Source organism: Bacillus sp. ISL-35 (assembly GCF_018613355.1).
Taxonomy (GTDB): Bacteria; Bacillota; Bacilli; order Bacillales; family Cytobacillaceae; genus Mesobacillus.
The window spans coordinates 273,772-291,901 of sequence record NZ_JAGGQK010000001.1; the positions used below are offsets into that span (position 1 = coordinate 273,772).

At 44.2% G+C, this 18,130-nt stretch carries 21 protein-coding genes; 19 read left to right on the forward strand and 2 right to left on the reverse strand.

The features are described from left to right. Positions 1-193: 193 nt before the first annotated feature. The 13 genes from deoB to J7E38_RS01480 all read left to right on the forward strand — a co-directional run bounded on the left by deoB (position 194) and on the right by J7E38_RS01480 (position 12,799). A complete protein-coding gene (gene deoB / locus J7E38_RS01420) occupies positions 194-1,375 on the forward strand; it encodes a phosphopentomutase (RefSeq protein ID WP_214704343.1) in 1,182 nt (393 codons plus the stop codon). 12 nt (positions 1,376-1,387) lie between these two features. Further along, entirely contained in the window at positions 1,388-2,212 is an 825-nt protein-coding gene (locus J7E38_RS01425) for a purine-nucleoside phosphorylase (RefSeq protein WP_214704336.1), read from the forward strand. 41 nt (positions 2,213-2,253) lie between these two features. After that, the gene (locus J7E38_RS01430) at positions 2,254-3,558 is read left to right on the forward strand and encodes a pyrimidine-nucleoside phosphorylase (RefSeq protein WP_215038068.1); all 1,305 of its coding nucleotides are present in this window, start codon (positions 2,254-2,256) and stop codon (positions 3,556-3,558) included. Positions 3,559-3,700: 142 nt separating this feature from the next. Beyond that, entirely contained in the window at positions 3,701-4,873 is a 1,173-nt protein-coding gene (locus J7E38_RS01435) for a D-alanyl-D-alanine carboxypeptidase family protein (RefSeq protein ID WP_285291703.1), read from the forward strand. Positions 4,874-5,016: 143 nt separating this feature from the next. Then, a complete protein-coding gene (gene spoIIAA, locus J7E38_RS01440) occupies positions 5,017-5,367 on the forward strand; it encodes an anti-sigma F factor antagonist (protein WP_214704329.1) in 351 nt (116 codons plus the stop codon). Positions 5,368-5,370: 3 nt separating this feature from the next. Next, positions 5,371-5,811, forward strand: a complete 441-nt coding sequence (spoIIAB, locus tag J7E38_RS01445; protein WP_214704327.1) for an anti-sigma F factor — start codon at positions 5,371-5,373, stop codon at positions 5,809-5,811. A gap of 13 nt (positions 5,812-5,824) precedes the next feature. Beyond that, on the forward strand, positions 5,825-6,583 hold the full coding sequence (gene sigF, locus J7E38_RS01450; protein ID WP_214704325.1) for an RNA polymerase sporulation sigma factor SigF: 759 nt from the start codon (positions 5,825-5,827) through the stop codon (positions 6,581-6,583). 790 nt (positions 6,584-7,373) lie between these two features. After that, positions 7,374-7,991, forward strand: a complete 618-nt coding sequence (locus J7E38_RS01455; protein WP_214707375.1) for a stage V sporulation protein AA — start codon at positions 7,374-7,376, stop codon at positions 7,989-7,991. Beyond that, positions 7,981-8,403 carry a stage V sporulation protein AB gene (locus J7E38_RS01460; protein WP_214707373.1) on the forward strand — a complete coding sequence of 141 codons (423 nt, stop codon included), beginning with the start codon at positions 7,981-7,983 and terminating at the stop codon, positions 8,401-8,403. Before J7E38_RS01455 ends, J7E38_RS01460 begins: the two co-directional genes overlap by 11 nt. 29 nt (positions 8,404-8,432) lie before the next feature. After that, positions 8,433-9,011 (forward strand): stage V sporulation protein SpoVABEA, encoded by a 579-nt coding sequence (gene spoVAEA / locus J7E38_RS01465; protein ID WP_214707386.1) that lies wholly within the window; start codon positions 8,433-8,435, stop codon positions 9,009-9,011. Next, positions 8,995-10,473, forward strand: a complete 1,479-nt coding sequence (locus J7E38_RS01470) for a spore germination protein (RefSeq protein ID WP_214707371.1) — start codon at positions 8,995-8,997, stop codon at positions 10,471-10,473. Before spoVAEA ends, J7E38_RS01470 begins: the two co-directional genes overlap by 17 nt. Positions 10,474-10,676: 203 nt before the next feature. Next, positions 10,677-11,996 (forward strand): diaminopimelate decarboxylase, encoded by a 1,320-nt coding sequence (gene lysA / locus J7E38_RS01475; RefSeq protein ID WP_214707369.1) that lies wholly within the window; start codon positions 10,677-10,679, stop codon positions 11,994-11,996. A gap of 425 nt (positions 11,997-12,421) precedes the next feature. Further along, on the forward strand, positions 12,422-12,799 hold the full coding sequence (locus J7E38_RS01480; protein WP_214707367.1) for a GNAT family N-acetyltransferase: 378 nt from the start codon (positions 12,422-12,424) through the stop codon (positions 12,797-12,799). Between the two features lie 34 nt (positions 12,800-12,833). Here the strand turns inward: J7E38_RS01480 and J7E38_RS01485 are convergent, their stop codons facing one another. Together J7E38_RS01485 and J7E38_RS01490 are read right to left on the reverse strand one after the other, a co-directional pair. Further along, positions 12,834-13,358: a DUF309 domain-containing protein gene (locus J7E38_RS01485; protein ID WP_214707365.1), complete on the reverse strand. Its 525-nt coding sequence runs from the start codon at positions 13,356-13,358 to the stop codon at positions 12,834-12,836. A gap of 132 nt (positions 13,359-13,490) precedes the next feature. Then, positions 13,491-13,586 carry a YjcZ family sporulation protein gene (locus tag J7E38_RS01490; RefSeq protein WP_079509612.1) on the reverse strand — a complete coding sequence of 32 codons (96 nt, stop codon included), beginning with the start codon at positions 13,584-13,586 and terminating at the stop codon, positions 13,491-13,493. 188 nt (positions 13,587-13,774) lie between these two features. Here J7E38_RS01490 and J7E38_RS01495 point away from each other — a divergent pair, with 188 nt between their 5' ends. From J7E38_RS01495 to J7E38_RS01520, 6 genes are all read left to right on the forward strand, one after another. After that, positions 13,775-14,518: a segregation/condensation protein A gene (locus tag J7E38_RS01495; protein WP_214707384.1), complete on the forward strand. Its 744-nt coding sequence runs from the start codon at positions 13,775-13,777 to the stop codon at positions 14,516-14,518. A 4-nt stretch (positions 14,519-14,522) separates the two neighbouring features. Further along, positions 14,523-15,116, forward strand: coding sequence for an SMC-Scp complex subunit ScpB (scpB, locus tag J7E38_RS01500; protein ID WP_214707362.1), 594 nt, complete (start codon positions 14,523-14,525; stop codon positions 15,114-15,116). A gap of 134 nt (positions 15,117-15,250) precedes the next feature. Then, on the forward strand, positions 15,251-15,670 hold the full coding sequence (locus tag J7E38_RS01505; RefSeq protein WP_214707360.1) for a hypothetical protein: 420 nt from the start codon (positions 15,251-15,253) through the stop codon (positions 15,668-15,670). Positions 15,671-15,753: 83 nt separating this feature from the next. Next, entirely contained in the window at positions 15,754-16,242 is a 489-nt protein-coding gene (locus J7E38_RS01510) for a YpuI family protein (protein WP_214707359.1), read from the forward strand. A gap of 167 nt (positions 16,243-16,409) precedes the next feature. Continuing rightward, positions 16,410-17,549 (forward strand): D-alanyl-D-alanine carboxypeptidase family protein, encoded by a 1,140-nt coding sequence (locus tag J7E38_RS01515; protein ID WP_214707358.1) that lies wholly within the window; start codon positions 16,410-16,412, stop codon positions 17,547-17,549. Beyond that, entirely contained in the window at positions 17,542-18,129 is a 588-nt protein-coding gene (locus J7E38_RS01520) for a nucleoside recognition domain-containing protein (RefSeq protein WP_214707357.1), read from the forward strand. Before J7E38_RS01515 ends, J7E38_RS01520 begins: the two co-directional genes overlap by 8 nt. Position 18,130: the final 1 nt, after the last annotated feature.

The window sequence follows — 18,130 nt, forward strand, 5'->3', positions numbered from 1 at the left end:
TCATAGAATTGTCAAAAAAGCCGCCTGAAAAGCCGGCTTTTTTTCTTGTGTTTTTAGATATATCTAGTAAAATGAAGATGTCAGACTTCTGACAAATGTAAACGCACGCATCCGATTATCATAAGCAAAAAAGGGTAACATAAAATTGTAAAATTGTGAGAAACGCATTCATACTTTTTAAGGAGGAGACAGAATGTCGAATACATATAAAAGAGTATTTTTGATTGTGATGGATTCAGTCGGGATCGGAGAGGCACCTGACGCAGAGAAATTTGGAGATAAAGGTTCCCATACTCTTGGCCATATCGGAGAGAAAATGAACGGACTGAATATGCCGAATATGGGCAAGCTTGGCCTTAGCAATATCGAAGAAATTAAAGGTATCAGCCCTGCTGCAAAGCCAATGGCGTTCTATACAAAGATGCAAGAGGCGTCAAACGGCAAGGATACCATGACAGGGCATTGGGAGATCATGGGCTTGAACATCCAGACTCCTTTTCAGGTTTTTCCTGATGGATTCCCTGATGAACTGATCTCAGAACTGGAATCACGCACTGGCAGAAAGGTCATCGGAAACAAGCCGGCAAGCGGAACCGAGATCCTTGTTGAGCTTGGTGAAGAGCATATGAAGACAGGCGCTTTGATCGTCTATACTTCAGCAGACTCAGTATTGCAGATTGCGGCACATGAAGAAATCGTTCCAATCGAAGAACTATATGATATTTGCAAGATCGCCAGGGAACTGACACTTGATGAAAAGTACATGGTCGGCAGAGTCATCGCCAGACCTTTCCTCGGCCAGCCGGGTGACTTCAAACGTACTTCCAACCGCCATGACTACGCGCTCAAGCCATTTGGCAGAACGGTCATGAATGAGTTGAAAGATGAAGGCCTTGACGTGCTGGCAATCGGTAAAATCTCTGATATCTATGACGGCGAAGGGGTAACAGAGTCCCTGCGTACCGTATCAAATATGGACGGCATGGATAAGCTGCTCCAGACTTTGGACCAGGACTTCACTGGGTTGAGCTTCCTGAACCTGGTTGATTTCGATGCGCTGTTCGGACATCGCCGGGATCCGGAAGGCTACGGTAAAGCGCTTGAAGAATACGATGCACGACTTCCTGAAGTATTTGATAAATTGAAAGAAGATGACCTGCTCATCATCACCGCAGATCACGGTAATGATCCTGTTCACCACGGAACAGACCACACACGCGAATATGTGCCGCTTCTTGTTTATTCAAAGGGAATGAAAGAAGGAAAAGAACTGCCGATACGTAAGACCTTTGCAGACATCGGCGCGACGGTTGCGGAAAACTTTAACGTAAAAATGCCTGAGCACGGAACTAGCTTCCTGAAGGAATTGAACTAAGGGGTGGAATTCATGGATTATAATCAAATTCAAACAGCAGCAACATATATCAATGATAAATTAACTCAGCAGCCTAAAATCGGATTGATTCTAGGGTCAGGTCTGGGAGTACTGGCTGACGACATTGTGAACCCGGTCAAGATTCCATATAACGAAATCCCGGGATTCCCGGTTTCAACAGTTGAAGGACATGCCGGACAATTGGTTTGCGGCCAGCTTAGCGGCGTCGAAGTCATCGCGATGCAAGGGCGCTTCCATTATTATGAAGGCTACAGCATGGATAAGGTCACTTTTCCAGTCCGTGTCATGAAGGAACTAGGGATTGATAAACTAATTGTTACGAACGCAGCTGGAGGAGTGAATGAAAGCTTCGAACCAGGCGATTTGATGATCATTACTGACCATATCAACAATATGGGTACGAACCCATTGATCGGGCCGAATGATTCACGATTCGGCGTTCGCTTCCCAGATATGAGCGAAGCCTATTCTAAGAATTTAAGAGCAGTTGCGAAAGAAGTCGCAGAGAAGAACAATCTGACAATCAAAGAAGGCGTGTATCTCGGAAACCCTGGTCCTGTCTATGAAACACCTGCTGAAGTCAGAATGATTCGTACGCTTGGCGGAGACGCAGTCGGAATGTCCACAGTCCCTGAAGTCATGGTAGCAAAGCATTCCGGACTTGAAGTACTTGGCATTTCCTGCATATCAAACATGGCAGCAGGCATCCTTGATCAGCCATTAAGCCATGATGAAGTAATTGAAACAACTGAAAAAGTGAAGTCCAGCTTCCTTTTACTTGTAAATGAGATTGTAAAAACAGTAGGGCAAAAATAATCCATAGCTCTCCGGCTAAATAATGATAAGTGGTGATAATGATGAGAATGGTCGATGTGATCGAGAAAAAACGTGACGGACATGAGTTATCAACGGAAGAAATCCAGTTTTTCATTGACGGCTATACAGATGGCAGTATTCCTGACTACCAGGTAAGCGCGCTGACAATGGCGATTTTCTTCCAGGGAATGACGGAAAAAGAACGCGCAGACTTAACGATGGCCATGGTGAAGTCGGGAGACCAGATTGATCTATCAGCGATCGAAGGTGTTAAAGTCGACAAGCACTCTACAGGGGGTGTTGGCGATACAACGACGCTAGTACTAGGTCCATTAGTAGCAGCTTTGGGTGTGCCGGTTGCAAAAATGTCAGGGCGCGGGCTCGGACATACAGGTGGAACCATCGATAAGCTGGAAGCAGTAGAAGGCTTCCATGTCGAAATAGACAATGAAGAATTCATCAATCTTGTCAATAAAAATAAAATTGCGGTCATCGGCCAGAGCGGAAATCTGACGCCCGCTGATAAAAAGCTTTATTCATTGCGTGACGTAACTGCAACGGTCGACAGCATCCCATTGATTGCAAGCTCGATTATGAGCAAGAAAATCGCTGCAGGAGCGGATGCAATCGTTCTCGATGTGAAAACAGGAGCAGGCGCATTCATGAAGACGCTGGATGATTCTCGTGAACTGGCAAAAGCAATGGTGAGAATCGGGAACAACGTCGGCCGCAGGACGATGGCTGTCATCTCCGATATGAGCCAGCCGCTGGGCTTTGCAATTGGGAACGCGCTGGAGGTCAAGGAAGCAATCGATACCCTGAAGGGCGAGGGTCCTGAAGATTTAACGGAACTTTGTCTGACTCTTGGAAGCCACATGGTCTTCCTTGCCGGAAAGGCTGAGTCTCTTGCAGACGCACGAACCAAGCTTGAAGAAGTCATCAAGAACGGCACTGCTCTCGAAACCTTCAAAGTATTCCTTGCATCCCAGGGCGGCGATGCATCTGTCGTCGATCATCCGGAAAACCTGCCGCAGGCGAAATACAAGTTTGAACTTGAAGCAAAAGAGGCAGGCTATGTATCCGAAATCGTCGCTGATGAAGTAGGAACAGCAGCCATGCTTCTAGGAGCAGGAAGAGCAACGAAGGAATCTGAAATCGATCTGGCAGTTGGGCTCATGCTGCGTAAGAAAATTGGCGACAAGGTAGAAAAGGGAGAATCCCTTCTCACTATCTACAGTAACTTTGAAGATGTGAATGAAGTCAGAGAAATGCTGTATGAAAACATTAAAATCACGAGCGAACATGTTGAAGCACCAATCCTCGTGCATGAAGAAATAACAAAATAAAATGGTTGAATGAAAGCGGAGAGATGACTCTCCGCTTTTTTTATATGCAAAAAATACCGGATTTATCTGCCTTACCTGTATAAAAGTGGATTGGTTGGATAAAAATAGAGCCTATAAAGATAGGAGGGTTATGGCCATGAATCTGAAAAAGCTTACGAGTTTACTGCTTGTTTTTATTATGGGAACTGCATTGATATCCCCAAAAGGATATGCGAATGAAGGAGACCAGGGACTGGCCAATGATGCCAGTTCAGCTATTTTGATCGAGCGAGATACCGGACAAGTCCTGTTTGATAAAAACAGTCATGAGAAGCTGCCGCCGGCCAGCATGACAAAAATCATGACAATGCTTTTAATCATGGAAGCACTGGATGAAGGAAGGCTGAAGATGGACGAGAAAGTCCGGGCAAGTGAATATGCTGCTTCAATGGGAGGCTCCCAGATCTTCCTGGAGCCAGGGGAAGAAATGACAGTCGAGCAATTGCTGAAAGGAATCGCCATCGGTTCAGGAAACGACGCCGCGGTCGCGATGGCCGAGCGCATCGGTGGATCTGAAGAGGCATTCGTGAAAATGATGAATGATAAGGTCAAGGAACTTGGCTTGAAAGATACCTTTTTTAAAAATACTACTGGCCTGCCTGTCGATGGACATTACAGCTCATCGTATGATATGGCCATGATGGCAAAAGAGCTGCTGAAGTACGAAAAAATAACCAAGTATACAGGTACTTATGAAGATTATCTTCGTGAGGATTCAGAAAAGAAATTCTGGCTGGTCAATACGAATAAGCTTGTTCGTTTTTACCCGGGAGTGGATGGATTAAAAACCGGCTTTACCAATGAAGCAAAATATTGTCTCACAGCGACTGCGCAAAAGGATGGCATGCGTGCGATTGCAGTCGTGTTCGGGGCACCGACCTCCAAAGCGAGGAATGCTCAGGTAACGAAGATGCTGGACTACGCCTTTAGCCAGTACCAGACACATCCACTGTTCAAAAAAGGACATCCGCTTGGGAAAGCTGTGATCAGCAAGGGTGACAAAAAGACAATAAACGCGGTCACCTCTGGAAGTGTTTCCCTCCTTACAAAAAAAGGAGCGGATATCAAGGATGTCAAACAGAAAATCACACTGAACAAAAGCCTTAAAGCTCCTGTCGAAAAAGGAGACAAGGTCGGAACCCTTAAGCTTGTGAAAGATGGCAAGACAGTAGCCGAAACCCCGCTCGTTGCGGATGCCAAGGTAAAAGAAGCAAGCTGGTGGATTCTGTATAAGCGTTCATTCGGGATGTTCACCAGGGCTGGAAGCCAAAAATAATGTCAGCCAGGTTCATGCCGGTGTCGAAAACTCTGCCATTCCATCTAGTTTTAGCGAATTGGCACTAGTTTTGTTCTGAAGAAGGATTTGGCTGAAACAATGGAGAATTTGACTCACTATACCAGATAAGGAGGCTTTGGATAGTGAGTCTTAACATTGATATGGAAGTGAAGCATGATGTCTTATTGATCCGGATCAGTGGTGAATTGGATCACCACACTGCAGACCAGCTTCGCGAGCAGGCAACAAAAGCCATTGAGAACGAAGGAATCCGCCACATTGTCATGAACCTCGAACATCTCACCTTTATGGATAGTTCGGGACTGGGTGTAGTTTTGGGAAGATATAAACAAATCAAACAGCTTCATGGAGAAATGGTTGTTTGCGCAATCTCGCCGCCAATCAAACGGTTATTTGATATGTCGGGCTTATTCAAGATCATCCGTCTTGATCCGTCGGAAGAATTTGCATTAGAGAGATTGGGGGTTGCATGATCCATGAAGAATGAAATGAATCTTCATTTTAGCGCGTTAAGTCAAAACGAATCATTCGCCCGCGTTACCGTTGCTGCCTTCATTGCACAGCTGGATCCGACGATGGACGAATTGACGGAAATCAAGACAGTTGTATCCGAAGCAGTAACAAATGCGATTATCCATGGATATGAGAGCAATCCGGACGGTAAAGTATTCATTTCTGTATTGCTCCAGGATGGGATGGTTGACATGCTCATTAAAGATGAAGGGATAGGCATTCAGGATATCGATGAAGCCATGCAGCCTCTTTATACATCAAAGCCAGAGCTTGAACGGTCCGGTATGGGCTTTACGATAATGGAAAATTTCATGGACGAAGTACAAGTGAGATCAGAGCCCGGCTTTGGGACAGAGATTCGTTTGAAAAAGCACCTGTCAAAGAGCAAAGCGCTGTGCAATTAAGGGAGTTCTGCCGATGGATGTGGAGGTAAAAAAGGATAATAGCCAAACGTATCTTAAGGATCATGAAGTCAAAGAACTGATTTTGAGAAGCCAGCAGGGAGACCAGGCTGCCAGGGATTTGATTGTCCAGAAGAACATGCGTCTCGTCTGGTCCGTCGTCCAGCGTTTCCTCAACAGAGGATATGAGCCAGACGACCTGTTTCAAATTGGCAGCATCGGCCTCTTAAAATCAGTTGATAAATTTGACCTCTCGTACGACGTAAAATTTTCAACATATGCCGTTCCAATGATCATTGGTGAAATCCAGCGTTTCATCAGGGATGACGGGACCGTGAAGGTAAGCAGGTCGCTGAAGGAGACCGGCAATAAAATCAGGAAGGGAAAAGACGAGCTTTCCAAAACACTGGGCAGGGTGCCGACTGTCAATGAAATTGCCGAATATCTCGAATTATCGCCTGAAGATGTCATCATGGCCCAGGAGGCAAGCAGAAGCCCAGCTTCTATCCATGAAACTGTCTATGAAAATGACGGCGATCCAATTACCCTGCTGGACCAGATCGACAATGGAGAAGAAGGACGCTGGTTCGATAAAATCGCCTTGAAAGAGGCAATCAACGAACTGGATGAACGGGAAAAGCTGATTGTGTACTTGCGGTATTATAAGGATCAAACCCAATCAGAGGTCGCGGCCCGGCTTGGTATCTCCCAGGTCCAGGTCTCGCGCCTCGAAAAGAAAATACTTCAGCAAATGAAAGGCCGTATGGATCTTTGAATCCATATGGCTTTTTGTTTTTCTGTAAACCAGATTTACTTTTTTGATAACCCGATTGGAGAAATTTAGAAAAAGAGGTCACCAATAAGACAGATTGGTGCCATAAAACACCAGAATTTAGAAAAAGAGGTCACCAATAAAGCCGATTGGAGCTACGAAACACCAGTAACTGGAAAAACAGTATACCAATAAAGCCGATTGGTATCACAAAACGCCAGAAACTGGGAAAATGAGTCTCCAATAAAGCCGATTGGTGCCCTTAAACACCAGAAACTGGGATACCAGTGCACCAATAAAGCTGATTGGTGTTACAAAACACCAGTAACTGGAAAAACAGTATACCAATAAAGCCGATTGGTATCACAAAACGCCAGAAACTGGGAAAATGAGTCTCCAATAAAGCCGATTGGTGCCCTTAAACACCAGAAACTGGGAAACCAGTACACCAATAAAGCTGATTGGTGTCACAAAACACCAGTAACTGGAAAAACAGTATACCAATAAAGCCGATTGGTATCACAAAACGCCAGAAACTGGGAAAATGAGTCTCCAATAAAGTCGATTGGTGCTCTGTAACACTAGAAACTGGGAAAACGATACACCAATAACTATGATTGGAGCTCCAAAACACCATACAGGACACCAATAACCCCGGCACCATTCCACCCCAAAAAATCAAGATCCCGAATCAATTAAGCACCCGATCTTAACCAATTATTGGACTTCATGAAAAGCACACAGCAATACATACTAAATATACGAGGAAAACACTGTGTTGGAAGTGAATCTGATGGAAAAAACGATTTATATCCGCATGCGGAATCGCGTACAGGTCAAGCCTGAGGAATCACTTTTATTGAAGGATATTGCGCAGATCATTGCCAGCGAAGATATATATCAAGACCTGGCATCGCTTCAAGTCAAAAGGATCTCGCCAAAGGATCATATCCACATCATCGATGTAATGAAGGTGATTCATTTCATTACGGGGATATATCCGGATCATGAAATCCAGGCTGTTGGGCCGGCTCAAACGATTATTGAGGTGATTTACAAGAAAAAAGGAATGTCGATTCCATTTTTCATTCTTGTGTGGTTTTTGTTGTTTTTCGGTGCAGCGTTAACCATCATGAATTTCCATGAAGATGTCAGCATGCAAATGGTGCATGAGCGGCTCTATTTTATAATGACGGGAAAAGAAGTCGCAAAGCCGCTGTTATTCCAGATTCCTTATTCAATCGGCATCGGTGTAGGCATGATCCTATTTTTTAATCATGTTTTTAAAAAGCGGCTAAATGAAGAACCGAGCCCGCTTGAGGTTGAAATGTTCAATTATCAGCAATCACTTGATCAATATGTCATTCTGCATGAAAACAAGGAAAGTGTGAAACATCTCGATGACGATTAAAATCTTGTTCATTATTCTTATCGGGCTGGCTAGCGGGCTTGCAGTAGGATCGGGCTTTGTTGCATTCTTGTCGGTTCTTGGAGTGATTCCCAGGCTTACGCAGCTCACGAAGACGATGAAGCTGATTTCCTGGTACGAATGGGCTGTTGTCCTTGGTGCTTTGCTGGGAACAGCCGGAAGTTTAAGGGACCCTGTGTTGAGCTTTTCTCCTTACGTCACCATTCCTCTTGGACTCGCCGGGGGCATATTTGTCGGGATGCTGGCAGCCGCGTTAACAGAAGTTTTGAACGTACTGCCTATCCTGGCAAAAAGGGTGCGGGTTGATGACAAGCTTGAGACTTTGCTGATGGCCATTGTGCTTGGAAAAGTATTCGGGTCATTGTTTCACTGGATTTACTTTGTAGGGCGATAAAAATGAGGAAAGAGAAAGGACGGCAAATAATGGCCGAGACAAGGAAGGTAATCCTAATTACAGATGGTGATGACTATGCACGGCGAGCTGTTGAGCGTGTTGCTGCTGATATTGGCGGACGGTGCATTTCTCTTTCTCACGGGAACCCTTCCGTCCTTTCCGGACCTCACCTTGTTAAGTTGATTAAAAAAGCCGCCAAGGACCCGGTCCTGGTCATGTTTGATGATAGCGGCTTTCTTGGAGAAGGAGCAGGAGAAAAGGCAATGAAATACGTAGCTGAGCATGAGGACATTCAGGTTCTTGGCGTGATCGCGGTTGCCTCGAAAACGCATATGGAAGAATGGAGCAGGGTGGATTTTTGCATCGACCGGGATGGTGAACTCACTCCCTATGGTGTCGATAAACATGGCCTTCCAGAGTTGGAAATGGGAAGGATCAATGGAGATACAGTTTATTGTCTGGACAAGCTTGATGTCCCGTTGATCATCGGGATAGGCGATATCGGCAAAATGGCCAGACGTGATCATTATAAAATAGGTTCTCCCATCACGAAGAAAGCAGTGGAAATCATCCTTGAAAGGAGCGGATTCTATGCCAAAGAAGAATGACAAGCAGCCAATCCCGCTATCGCTGGACGAAGCTGAAAAGTACATGAAAGAGAAGGTCGGCCTGGGGGATAGCTTTGACCTGGGTGTCAGGAAGCTGAAAATCCTGAAAAAGGATGTTCACTTTTACTATGTAAACGGGTTGTGTGATACTAGCTTCATCGTACATATCGTTGAAGAATTGGTGGATATCAATGATAATGAGAAGCTTTCGACCCATTTGCAGGCCATTGTAGAAAACCGGATTACCCATCAATCTGTTGAAAAAATCAAAACAATGGATGAACTCGTCGACCAGGTCCTTTCAGGTTTGATTGTCATTATGGTTGAAGGGGAAGCGTCCGGACTGGTTGTGGATGTCCGGAGCTATCCGGGAAGACAGCCTCAGGAGCCAGATACTGAAAAGGTAGTGCGCGGGTCCCGTGATGGTTTTGTCGAAAATATCATCGTCAATACGGCGTTGACCCGACGAAGGATCAGGGATGAAAATCTTCGTTTTGAGATGATGAAGATTGGCGAAAGGTCTAAAGCGGATGTTGCCCTTGGCTATATTAAAGATATTGCAAATCCAGGAATGATCGATGCTATCAAAAAAGAACTCAATACGATTAAAATCGATGGAATTACGATGGCCGATAAAACAATTGAAGAATTTCTGGTAAAGCAAGGCTATAATCCATATCCTCTCGTCAGGTACACAGAACGTGCAGATGTCGCCGCTACCCATCTGCTCGAGGGACATATCCTTATTTATGTTGACACTTCCCCAAGTGTCATCATCACACCAACGACCTATTTCCATCATCTTCAGCATGCTGAAGAGTACAGGCAGTCACCTGCGGTCGGAACAATGGTCCGCTGGGTGCGATTCCTGGGGGTCCTTGCCTCTCTGCTTCTCTTGCCTTTATGGTATTTATTTGTGCAGAATCCACACTTGCTGCCTGAAAAAATATCTTTCATCGGGCCTAATGAAGATTCCAATATACCGGTCTTCCTGCAAATCATGATGGCAGATGGCGGCATCGAGTTCCTGAGGATGGCGGCCATCCATACACCGACACCGTTATCAACAGCGATGGGATTGATAGCTGCCGTCCTGATTGGACAAATCGCCATCGATGTCGGAATGTTCGTGCCTGAAGTCATACTGTATGTCGCTGTAGCCGCAATCGGTACATATGCGACGCCTAGTTATGAGTTGAGTGTTGCGAACAAAATAGGAAGGGTGTTTCTGCTGATCGTGACGGCCATATTCCATGTCCCGGGGTTTATGCTCGGAACAACCTTTTGGCTCTTGTTTCTGGTCCATATTAAATCATTGAATACACCTTATCTGTGGCCATTTATTCCTTTCCATCCGATTGCTTTTACGCAGATTTTGATAAGAAGGACCGTTCCTGGCTCGAAAATCCGTCCAAGCATTGTGCATGCAAGGAATCGCTTTAAACAGCCTTCAAACTCTTGACGATATTACAATTGCGCGTTGCCATGAATTGTGGTAAAGTGTTTTTAATTTACTAAAGACTTAAAGTGAAAAAAATAAATAGACAGTTCATCAAATGAACTGTCTTTTTGTTTATTTGATGAAGGATTCATTTGAAATAATCGAACATTGTGAAAAGATGCTTTGAAGGAAATGAATATTTTGGCAAGGGATGAGGGGACAACATGGAATTTCATGGAACGGCAAAGACTAACCGACTGGGACATTTGGAGATTGGCGGTGTAGATACAGTCCAACTGGCTGAAAAATATGGAACCCCGCTTTATGTTTATGATGTGGCTTTGATCAGGGAACGGGCAAGAGCTTTTAAAAGAACTTTTGAGAATGCTGGGATTACAGCTCAAGTAGCATATGCCAGCAAAGCTTTTTCAACTGTGGCGATGGTTCAATTGGCTGCCGAAGAAAACCTCTCGCTTGATGTCGTTTCTGGAGGAGAGCTGTACACTGCACTTGCAGCCGGATTTCCGACAGAAAAAATCCATTTTCATGGAAATAATAAAAGCCATGAAGAGCTGGTCATGGCGATCGAGCACAATATTGGCTGCATTGTGGTTGACAATTTTTATGAGCTTGACATGCTGAAGGATATTTGCAAGGAAAAGAACACGGCCACCAAAGTTTTATTAAGGGTTACACCTGGAATTGAAGCACATACACATGACTATATTTTAACAGGTCAGGAAGACTCTAAATTTGGCTTCGATTTACAGAATGGACAGGCTGATGAGGCGATGCGCATTTCTCTCGAAGAAAAACTGATCGATGTGCTGGGATTGCATTGCCACATAGGTTCACAAATCTTTGAAACGACAGGGTTCATTCTTGCTGCTCGGAAAATCTTTGAAAAATTGCATCAATGGAAAAATGAACTATCCTTCGAATCCACGGTTCTTAATCTTGGCGGTGGCTTTGGGATCCGTTATACAGATGAAGATGATCCTATTCCCGCGGCGCAATATGTGGAAGAAATAATTGCTGAGGTGAAAAAGCAGGCTTCCCGATATTCAATGAAAATGCCGGAAATCTGGATCGAGCCGGGACGTTCGCTTGTAGGAGATGCTGGTACCACCCTTTACCGCATAGGGTCAAAGAAGGATGTTCCAAATGTCCGTAAGTATGTGGCGGTCGACGGCGGGATGAGTGACAATATTCGCCCGGCATTGTATCAGGCCAAGTACGAGGCAGTCCTTGCGAATAGAGTAATGGATAAGCCTGAGGAGACAGTTTCGATCGCAGGAAAATGCTGTGAATCGGGGGATATGCTAATCTGGGACCTGCCGCTGCCAATGTCTGGTAACCAGGACATCCTAGCAGTTTTTTGTACGGGAGCATATGGGTATTCAATGGCAAACAACTATAACCGCCTTCCAAGACCAGCAGTCGTATTTCTCGAAGATTCGAAAGAGACCCTGGTTGTTCGCCGTGAAACATATGAGGATATGGTAAAATTGGATCTTCCGCTTAAAGAAAAGGTTAACAGTTAAAGCTGCGTTTCCGCAGCTTTTTTAGCTGTTTCATAAGGTTCTATATAAAATTGGCTAAAATCCCGGTCTTATTGTAGAATAACAGATTGGAGGGATTCCTTATGAAAAAGAACAACTGGCTATTGTTTCTGTTATTGCTATTGATGTCAATCGGGTGGGGAGCCTACTACTGGTTTTTTATTGTGCCGGGACAATAGAACGCAGAAAAAATTTGAAGTATCAGCCCGGATTATGTATGATTATATCAATTCAATTTATATAAGAACCAGAAAATGCAGAAAAACATATAATATCAAAATGGTGAATAACATTTGATTTTGCGGTACTCGGTCAGGAGTAGCGAAGGTTTAAATTAGAAGGAAAATGGAAAAAATGGTGTTGGTATCATTCCATTTATTACTGTCAAACCACAATGAGGGATATTTATGTTAATTCGATATAAAAAGGCATTCGAAAAGATTGCGATGGGCTTGTTATCTTTCATGCCAAATGAGAAGGATCTGAAAAAACTTCAGCAGACGATGAGGAATTACGAAACAGATGATTCGTGGCAGCTGTTTTTATGGAAGGAAGGGGAAGATATCATCGGGCTTTTGGGTGTTAACTTCGCTGAGGATAAAATGATGCAGCTTCTCCACATATCTGTGAATCCATCCCATCGCCATCAGGGAATTGGAAGACGCATGGTCAACGCCCTGCAGGAGATGTTTCCGGAATGGACGGCAATCGCAAATGCTGAGACAGCATCCTTTTTTGAAAAATGCAGTCAGGAAGATAATAGTGTTGAAGGCAGTGGATGTTAAATCCCTGCCTTTTTTATTTTGAAGCTATATGGTACTACCTGTTTTTTCTTTCCTCCAGGGCCATCTTGCGCTCGGAGATCACTTCGCTTCGATCCCTTGCTGAATGCCTGTGGATCAAGTCTGGATTGTCCATATCACTTGTCATTCCCCATGTGAAACCATTCTGTTTGCATTCTTCAAGGCAAAGCTTTTTCAGTTCGGCGTCAAATATCGGCAGATTGAAGCTTGTATATGGCACCTTGTTGAGCAGGTTTTTTCTTCTTTTCCCGAGAGATTCGATCAATAGCTCTGGGTCTATTCCCAAGCGGCGGATGGCCTGCATGTCTGCCGCAAATAGCTCGATTGCTTTACTTAAAGTCCGTAATGCCCCTGAGAAGTTTTTCCGGCGATGGTGGTAATTAGAAACAGCCAGCAAAATCAGTGCGACCCAGATCGATTGTTTATTGCCAGCATCTGTTGCTTTCCAATATTCCTCCAGAATTTCATGGCATTCAAAATAATCCCTGTCTCCATGGAAATGGGCGAGATATTGTATATAGGAAGCTGGATACTTAGTCATGAAAAACCCCCCCCAATCAACTAACAATAGCTTAGCATATATTTCACCTGTCCGTAGCATGGAAAGGCGATTTAAAGAGGAAAATGCCCGGCTTTAGCCGGGCATTCCACAATTTTTACAGTGGCCTGGTTTTTATAGCCACGCTGCACCAACGATGATGAGCAAAATGAAAAGCACGACAATTAAAGCAAATCCTGCTCCGTAGCCATAGCCTTTACCATCAGACATTTAACATACCTCCTAATAGTGAAATAGCCTAATATACATTTTCAGCATATGCAGCATCAAAGGAAATGGTTTGGGCGCTTGCGGATTTCTTCCCGGAGCTGTCTCTAAATTTGTGATGGATAACATGAGGTGAATCTACTATACTTATATAATGATGCAGTTCAATATAGGAGTTTTGGTGGGAAATGATGCAATATAACGTGAAGATCGAGGCCTTTGAAGGTCCGTTAGATTTACTTCTGCACTTAATCAATACTTTGGAGATTGATATTTACGATATACCGGTAGCGGAAATCACAGAACAATATTTGATGTATATTCATGCGATGAAGGAATTGCAGCTTGATGTGGCAAGTGAGTACCTTGTTATGGCAGCAACACTTTTGGCAATCAAAAGCAAAATGCTGCTTCCAAAGCATGAAGAAGAGCTGGACGATGAATTTGATTTCGATCAGGAAGATGATCCCCGAAACGAGCTTGTCGAGAGATTGATTGAATATAAAAAATTCAAAGAGGCTGCCAGTGATTTGAAGTCACTTGAAGAGGAAAGAGGGCTCATGTACACGAAGCCTCCGAGTGATCTTACTGAGTACTCAAATGATGGTAAGAGCGATAACGCTGATCTTGATATCTCTTTGTATGATATGCTGGGTGCTTTTCAGAAGCTTTTAAGGAGGAAAAAGCTCCAAAGGCCGATGTCCACCAAGATCGCGCGGCAGGAAATATCGATTGAAAAAAGAATGGACGAGGTCATGACCTTCCTGAAAGAAAGCGGAACAAGGAAAAAATTCAATGATTTGTTCCCTGAAGCTGACCGGGAGCATATTGTCGTTACGTTCCTGGCCATACTTGAGCTGATCAAACGGAAGGAAATCGATGTCGAGCAGGAACAAAACTTTGCTGAAATTTATATGACAGCCAGAAAGGAGTAAAGCGGTGGGAATTGTGAAGTGGAAAGGAATATTGGAGAGCCTGCTTTTTGCAGCTGGAGATGAAGGCTTGAGCCTTAAGCAAATCACCTCTGTGCTTGAGGTTGATGAAATCCAGGCCAATGAAATCATTGCCGGACTGCAGCGTGACTATGACCAGGATGAACACCGCGGCATTACCATTGTCCAACTGGCAGGAGTATATCAGCTAGCTACAAAAAAAGAACATGCTGACTACCTCAAGAAGCTGGTTGAATCGCCTGGTACCGCCCATTTGTCCCAGGCAGCGCTGGAAACCCTGGCGATTGTCGCATATAAACAGCCGATTACGCGCACCGAAATCGAGGAAATCCGCGGAGTAAAAACCGAAAGGCCGCTTCATACGCTTTCTTCACGCGCACTGATCAAGGAAGTGGGAAGGGCAGAAGGAACAGGACGTGCCATTTTGTACGGAACAACAAAAGAATTCCTCGATTACTTCGGTTTGAAAAACATAAATGAACTTCCGCCTCTGCCGGAAAATATTGAAGAAGATGAATTGCAGGATGATGCAGATCTATTTTTCGAGAAATTTCAGGAAACGATGGATATGGACCAATAGCAGTTGTGCACAAAGTTTGGAATTTATGATAAAATCAAAATAATCATCCGGGAAGTGCTTTCAAGGTGAACAGTCTTTAAAGCATTTCTTGCTACATAAGGATTTAAGAATGAATGTCCAACGGGAGGAATAACATGCTTATAAAGCAATGTGTTGGTTATGAACTTGAAAAGGAAAAATCAAACACCTCAGAGGATTTTTTCAACCGGAGTGAAGTCACTTTTGTAGAAGATGGCAGAGAGAAAACCCTGCATGTATTGTATGTTAGGTATTTCGATGAGCTGGTTGGGAGCATTACTCCATTCACTGAAAATCCAGTCTTTAAAGCCGGTAATAAGGAAGTATTCATGAAGGATCTCGTTGCACTTGCAGCACTTTTGAAAAATCCGGGATACAGACACCGCAAAAGGGTATATATAAATGAGCAGAAAGAGTTCGCGGATCTTTTCAAAGGCCTGGATTTCAGCAAGATACCCGGAATTTATCAGGGTATCGAGCAAAAAGGCGCATTTGAGGTGCGCTCTCCTTTAGATTATATTGTCCAGCCGGTATAAAGAAACGGAGTGCGAAGGGGATCGGTGGAAAAGCAGCACCTTAGCTATAAAAGACATGGTCAAAATCCATTGGGGGTGTCATTTTGGGGAATACAATCGTAAAAACACAAATTGATGAAGTAAGAGAATTCCTGTCCGCCACAGTCGTTAAGCTTGAGAGCTTTCTGAATGGAACGACGCTGGAGAGCCTAAAACAGGGCCAGCCGGCTGATGAGGAATATTATAAGTCCATCCTTTCAAGTCTTCGCAAGCTGGCGGTTTATTGTGAAGAAGGGCTGGATGCCTGCAAGGTAATCCTGCAGGCCGAAGTGTTTTCAAAACCAGCAGCGGAAAAGACATTATACAGAATCTACTATCAGTGCATCGAAGAGTTCTTCTCTCCTAAAAATGATGCCTGGTACGAAGACAGCCGATCTGCTTATACCGGCAAGAATGCAATCAAGTTCAGGCAGCCAGTGGCCACTGAACTAAGCGACTTGCTCGTCAGTCTTGAAAGCGGCTTCCAGGGAATCCGTGAAGAACTTGAATACTATGAAACGGATTACCGGACAAAAATGCTTCAATCAAGATAATATCTCTCGAAGGAACAGCCAAAATGAGGCTGTTCCTTTTTTATTCGCTGTTTTTGGAAGCAGAATAACTGAGCGTGAACAACGAGTTAAAACACTCCTTTTATGTCATAACATGCCTTGTCCCGCATAAACTTGTACAAACTGCCAAAGGAGACGAGGGTCAATCAATGAAAAGGATTTGGATGAAACTATTAATTATCGTCACTCTGTTGATATACAGCATTCCCGGAACAGTCCAGGCCTCTGTTTCCGTAAGTGCCCGGAGTGCTATTTTAATGGAACAGGAATCTGGAAGGGTCTTATTCGAAAAAGATGCGCACAAGGTGAGCAGGATTGCAAGTATTACAAAAATTATGACAGCGATCCTGGCGATCGAATCGGGAAAATTGGATGAAATGGTAAAAGTAAGTGATCAGGCAGTCCGGGCTGAGGGCTCTTCGGTTTATTTAAAGCCGGGTGAAAAAATCAGTCTCGAGGACCTGGTGTATGGACTGATGCTGAGATCAGGGAATGACGCAGCAGTCGCCATTGCGGAACATGTGGGAGGCAGTGTCGATGGGTTCGTATACATGATGAACGAGAAAGCGCAGCAAATCGGAATGACAGATACTCATTTTGCCAATCCGCATGGTCTCGATGATCATGAAAATCATGTATCAACTGCCTATGATATGGCATTATTGACTCGCTATGCGATGAATAATGAGGAATACAAGAAAATATCGGGAACAAAGGTACACAGGGCTTCAAACCCGACAGAAACCTGGGATAGGGTATGGAAAAATAAGAACAGGCTCCTGACAGAGAAATACAAGTACAGTACAGGAGGGAAAACAGGTTATACAAAACGGGCGAAAAGGACCCTGGTATCTACTGCAAAAAAAGGCGATTTCGAAATGATCGCCGTTACTCTCAATGCACCCGATGATTGGAATGACCATATCCAGATGTTTGAAAATGCATTTTCCGATTATGATATTGCGGAAATTCTTTCAAAAGGTAAAGTGGATGGAATCAAGGACTCCAAATATAAAAACAAAGTCTATCTTGACCATTCCTTTGTTTACCCGCTGACTTCAGAAGAAGAAGAGCTGGTGAGGGTAGAATATCGATTAAAAAAACCGGAGAAAGACCAGCGTGATTTGCAGAATCAGGAGATTGCCGGCCGGGCAAATGTTTTCCTTGAAGATAAACAGATTGCCAGTTTGCCTGTTTATTATAAACTGCCAGAAAAAGAGAAAAAGTCTTTCTTCGATTTTTTCAAAAATATTTTCACGTCAATAGCAGGGGTCAAGGATCATGGTTAACTATATCTGGGTCTTGATGATCTTAATTGGCCTAGGATTTGCGATGATCAATGGCACAATGGCCGAGGTGAACGAAGCGGTATTTACCGGGGCGAAGGAAGCGATCACGCTTAGTATCGGCTTGATCAGCATCCTTGTTTTCTGGCTGGGCATGATGCGGATTGCTGAGGATTCGGGATTGTTGTCCAAGCTTTCCAGCTTATTTAAGCCCTTCATCTCCAGGCTGTTCCCGGAAGTCCCTCCAAGCCATCCAGCGATGGGCTATATCCTTTCAAACATGATTGCGAATATGTTTGGTCTGGGGAATGCGGCTACACCACTCGGAATCAAAGCTATGGAAGAACTGAAAGAGTTAAATGATGGAAAAAACGAAGCCAGCCGTTCGATGATCACCTTCCTGGCGATCAATACAGCGAGTATCACCCTCATCCCGACCACTGTGATTGCGATAAGGATGAATTATGATTCCGCAAATCCAACAGATATAGTGGGGCCGACCTTTGTGGCAACTGCCGTTTCAGCAGTTGCAGCGGTACTGATCGATCGGTTCTTTTACTATAGACGAAGCAAAAAGGGGTAAA

Coding starts and splice junctions, on each gene's coding strand:
- deoB (WP_214704343.1), top strand. CDS start 194: ATGTCGAATACATATAAAAGAGTATTTTTGATTGTGATGGATTCAGTC.
- J7E38_RS01505 (WP_214707360.1), top strand. CDS start 15,251: ATGCTTATAAAGCAATGTGTTGGTTATGAACTTGAAAAGGAAAAATCA.
- J7E38_RS01520 (WP_214707357.1), top strand. CDS start 17,542: ATGGTTAACTATATCTGGGTCTTGATGATCTTAATTGGCCTAGGATTT.
- lysA (WP_214707369.1), top strand. CDS start 10,677: ATGGAATTTCATGGAACGGCAAAGACTAACCGACTGGGACATTTGGAG.
- J7E38_RS01460 (WP_214707373.1), top strand. CDS start 7,981: ATGACGATTAAAATCTTGTTCATTATTCTTATCGGGCTGGCTAGCGGG.
- J7E38_RS01490 (WP_079509612.1), bottom strand. CDS start 13,586: ATGTCTGATGGTAAAGGCTATGGCTACGGAGCAGGATTTGCTTTAATT.
- spoIIAB (WP_214704327.1), top strand. CDS start 5,371: ATGAAGAATGAAATGAATCTTCATTTTAGCGCGTTAAGTCAAAACGAA.
- J7E38_RS01455 (WP_214707375.1), top strand. CDS start 7,374: ATGGAAAAAACGATTTATATCCGCATGCGGAATCGCGTACAGGTCAAG.
- J7E38_RS01480 (WP_214707367.1), top strand. CDS start 12,422: ATGTTAATTCGATATAAAAAGGCATTCGAAAAGATTGCGATGGGCTTG.
- J7E38_RS01515 (WP_214707358.1), top strand. CDS start 16,410: ATGAAAAGGATTTGGATGAAACTATTAATTATCGTCACTCTGTTGATA.
- J7E38_RS01430 (WP_215038068.1), top strand. CDS start 2,254: ATGAGAATGGTCGATGTGATCGAGAAAAAACGTGACGGACATGAGTTA.
- spoVAEA (WP_214707386.1), top strand. CDS start 8,433: ATGGCCGAGACAAGGAAGGTAATCCTAATTACAGATGGTGATGACTAT.
- J7E38_RS01425 (WP_214704336.1), top strand. CDS start 1,388: ATGGATTATAATCAAATTCAAACAGCAGCAACATATATCAATGATAAA.
- sigF (WP_214704325.1), top strand. CDS start 5,825: ATGGATGTGGAGGTAAAAAAGGATAATAGCCAAACGTATCTTAAGGAT.
- J7E38_RS01495 (WP_214707384.1), top strand. CDS start 13,775: ATGCAATATAACGTGAAGATCGAGGCCTTTGAAGGTCCGTTAGATTTA.
- J7E38_RS01470 (WP_214707371.1), top strand. CDS start 8,995: ATGCCAAAGAAGAATGACAAGCAGCCAATCCCGCTATCGCTGGACGAA.
- J7E38_RS01485 (WP_214707365.1), bottom strand. CDS start 13,358: ATGACTAAGTATCCAGCTTCCTATATACAATATCTCGCCCATTTCCAT.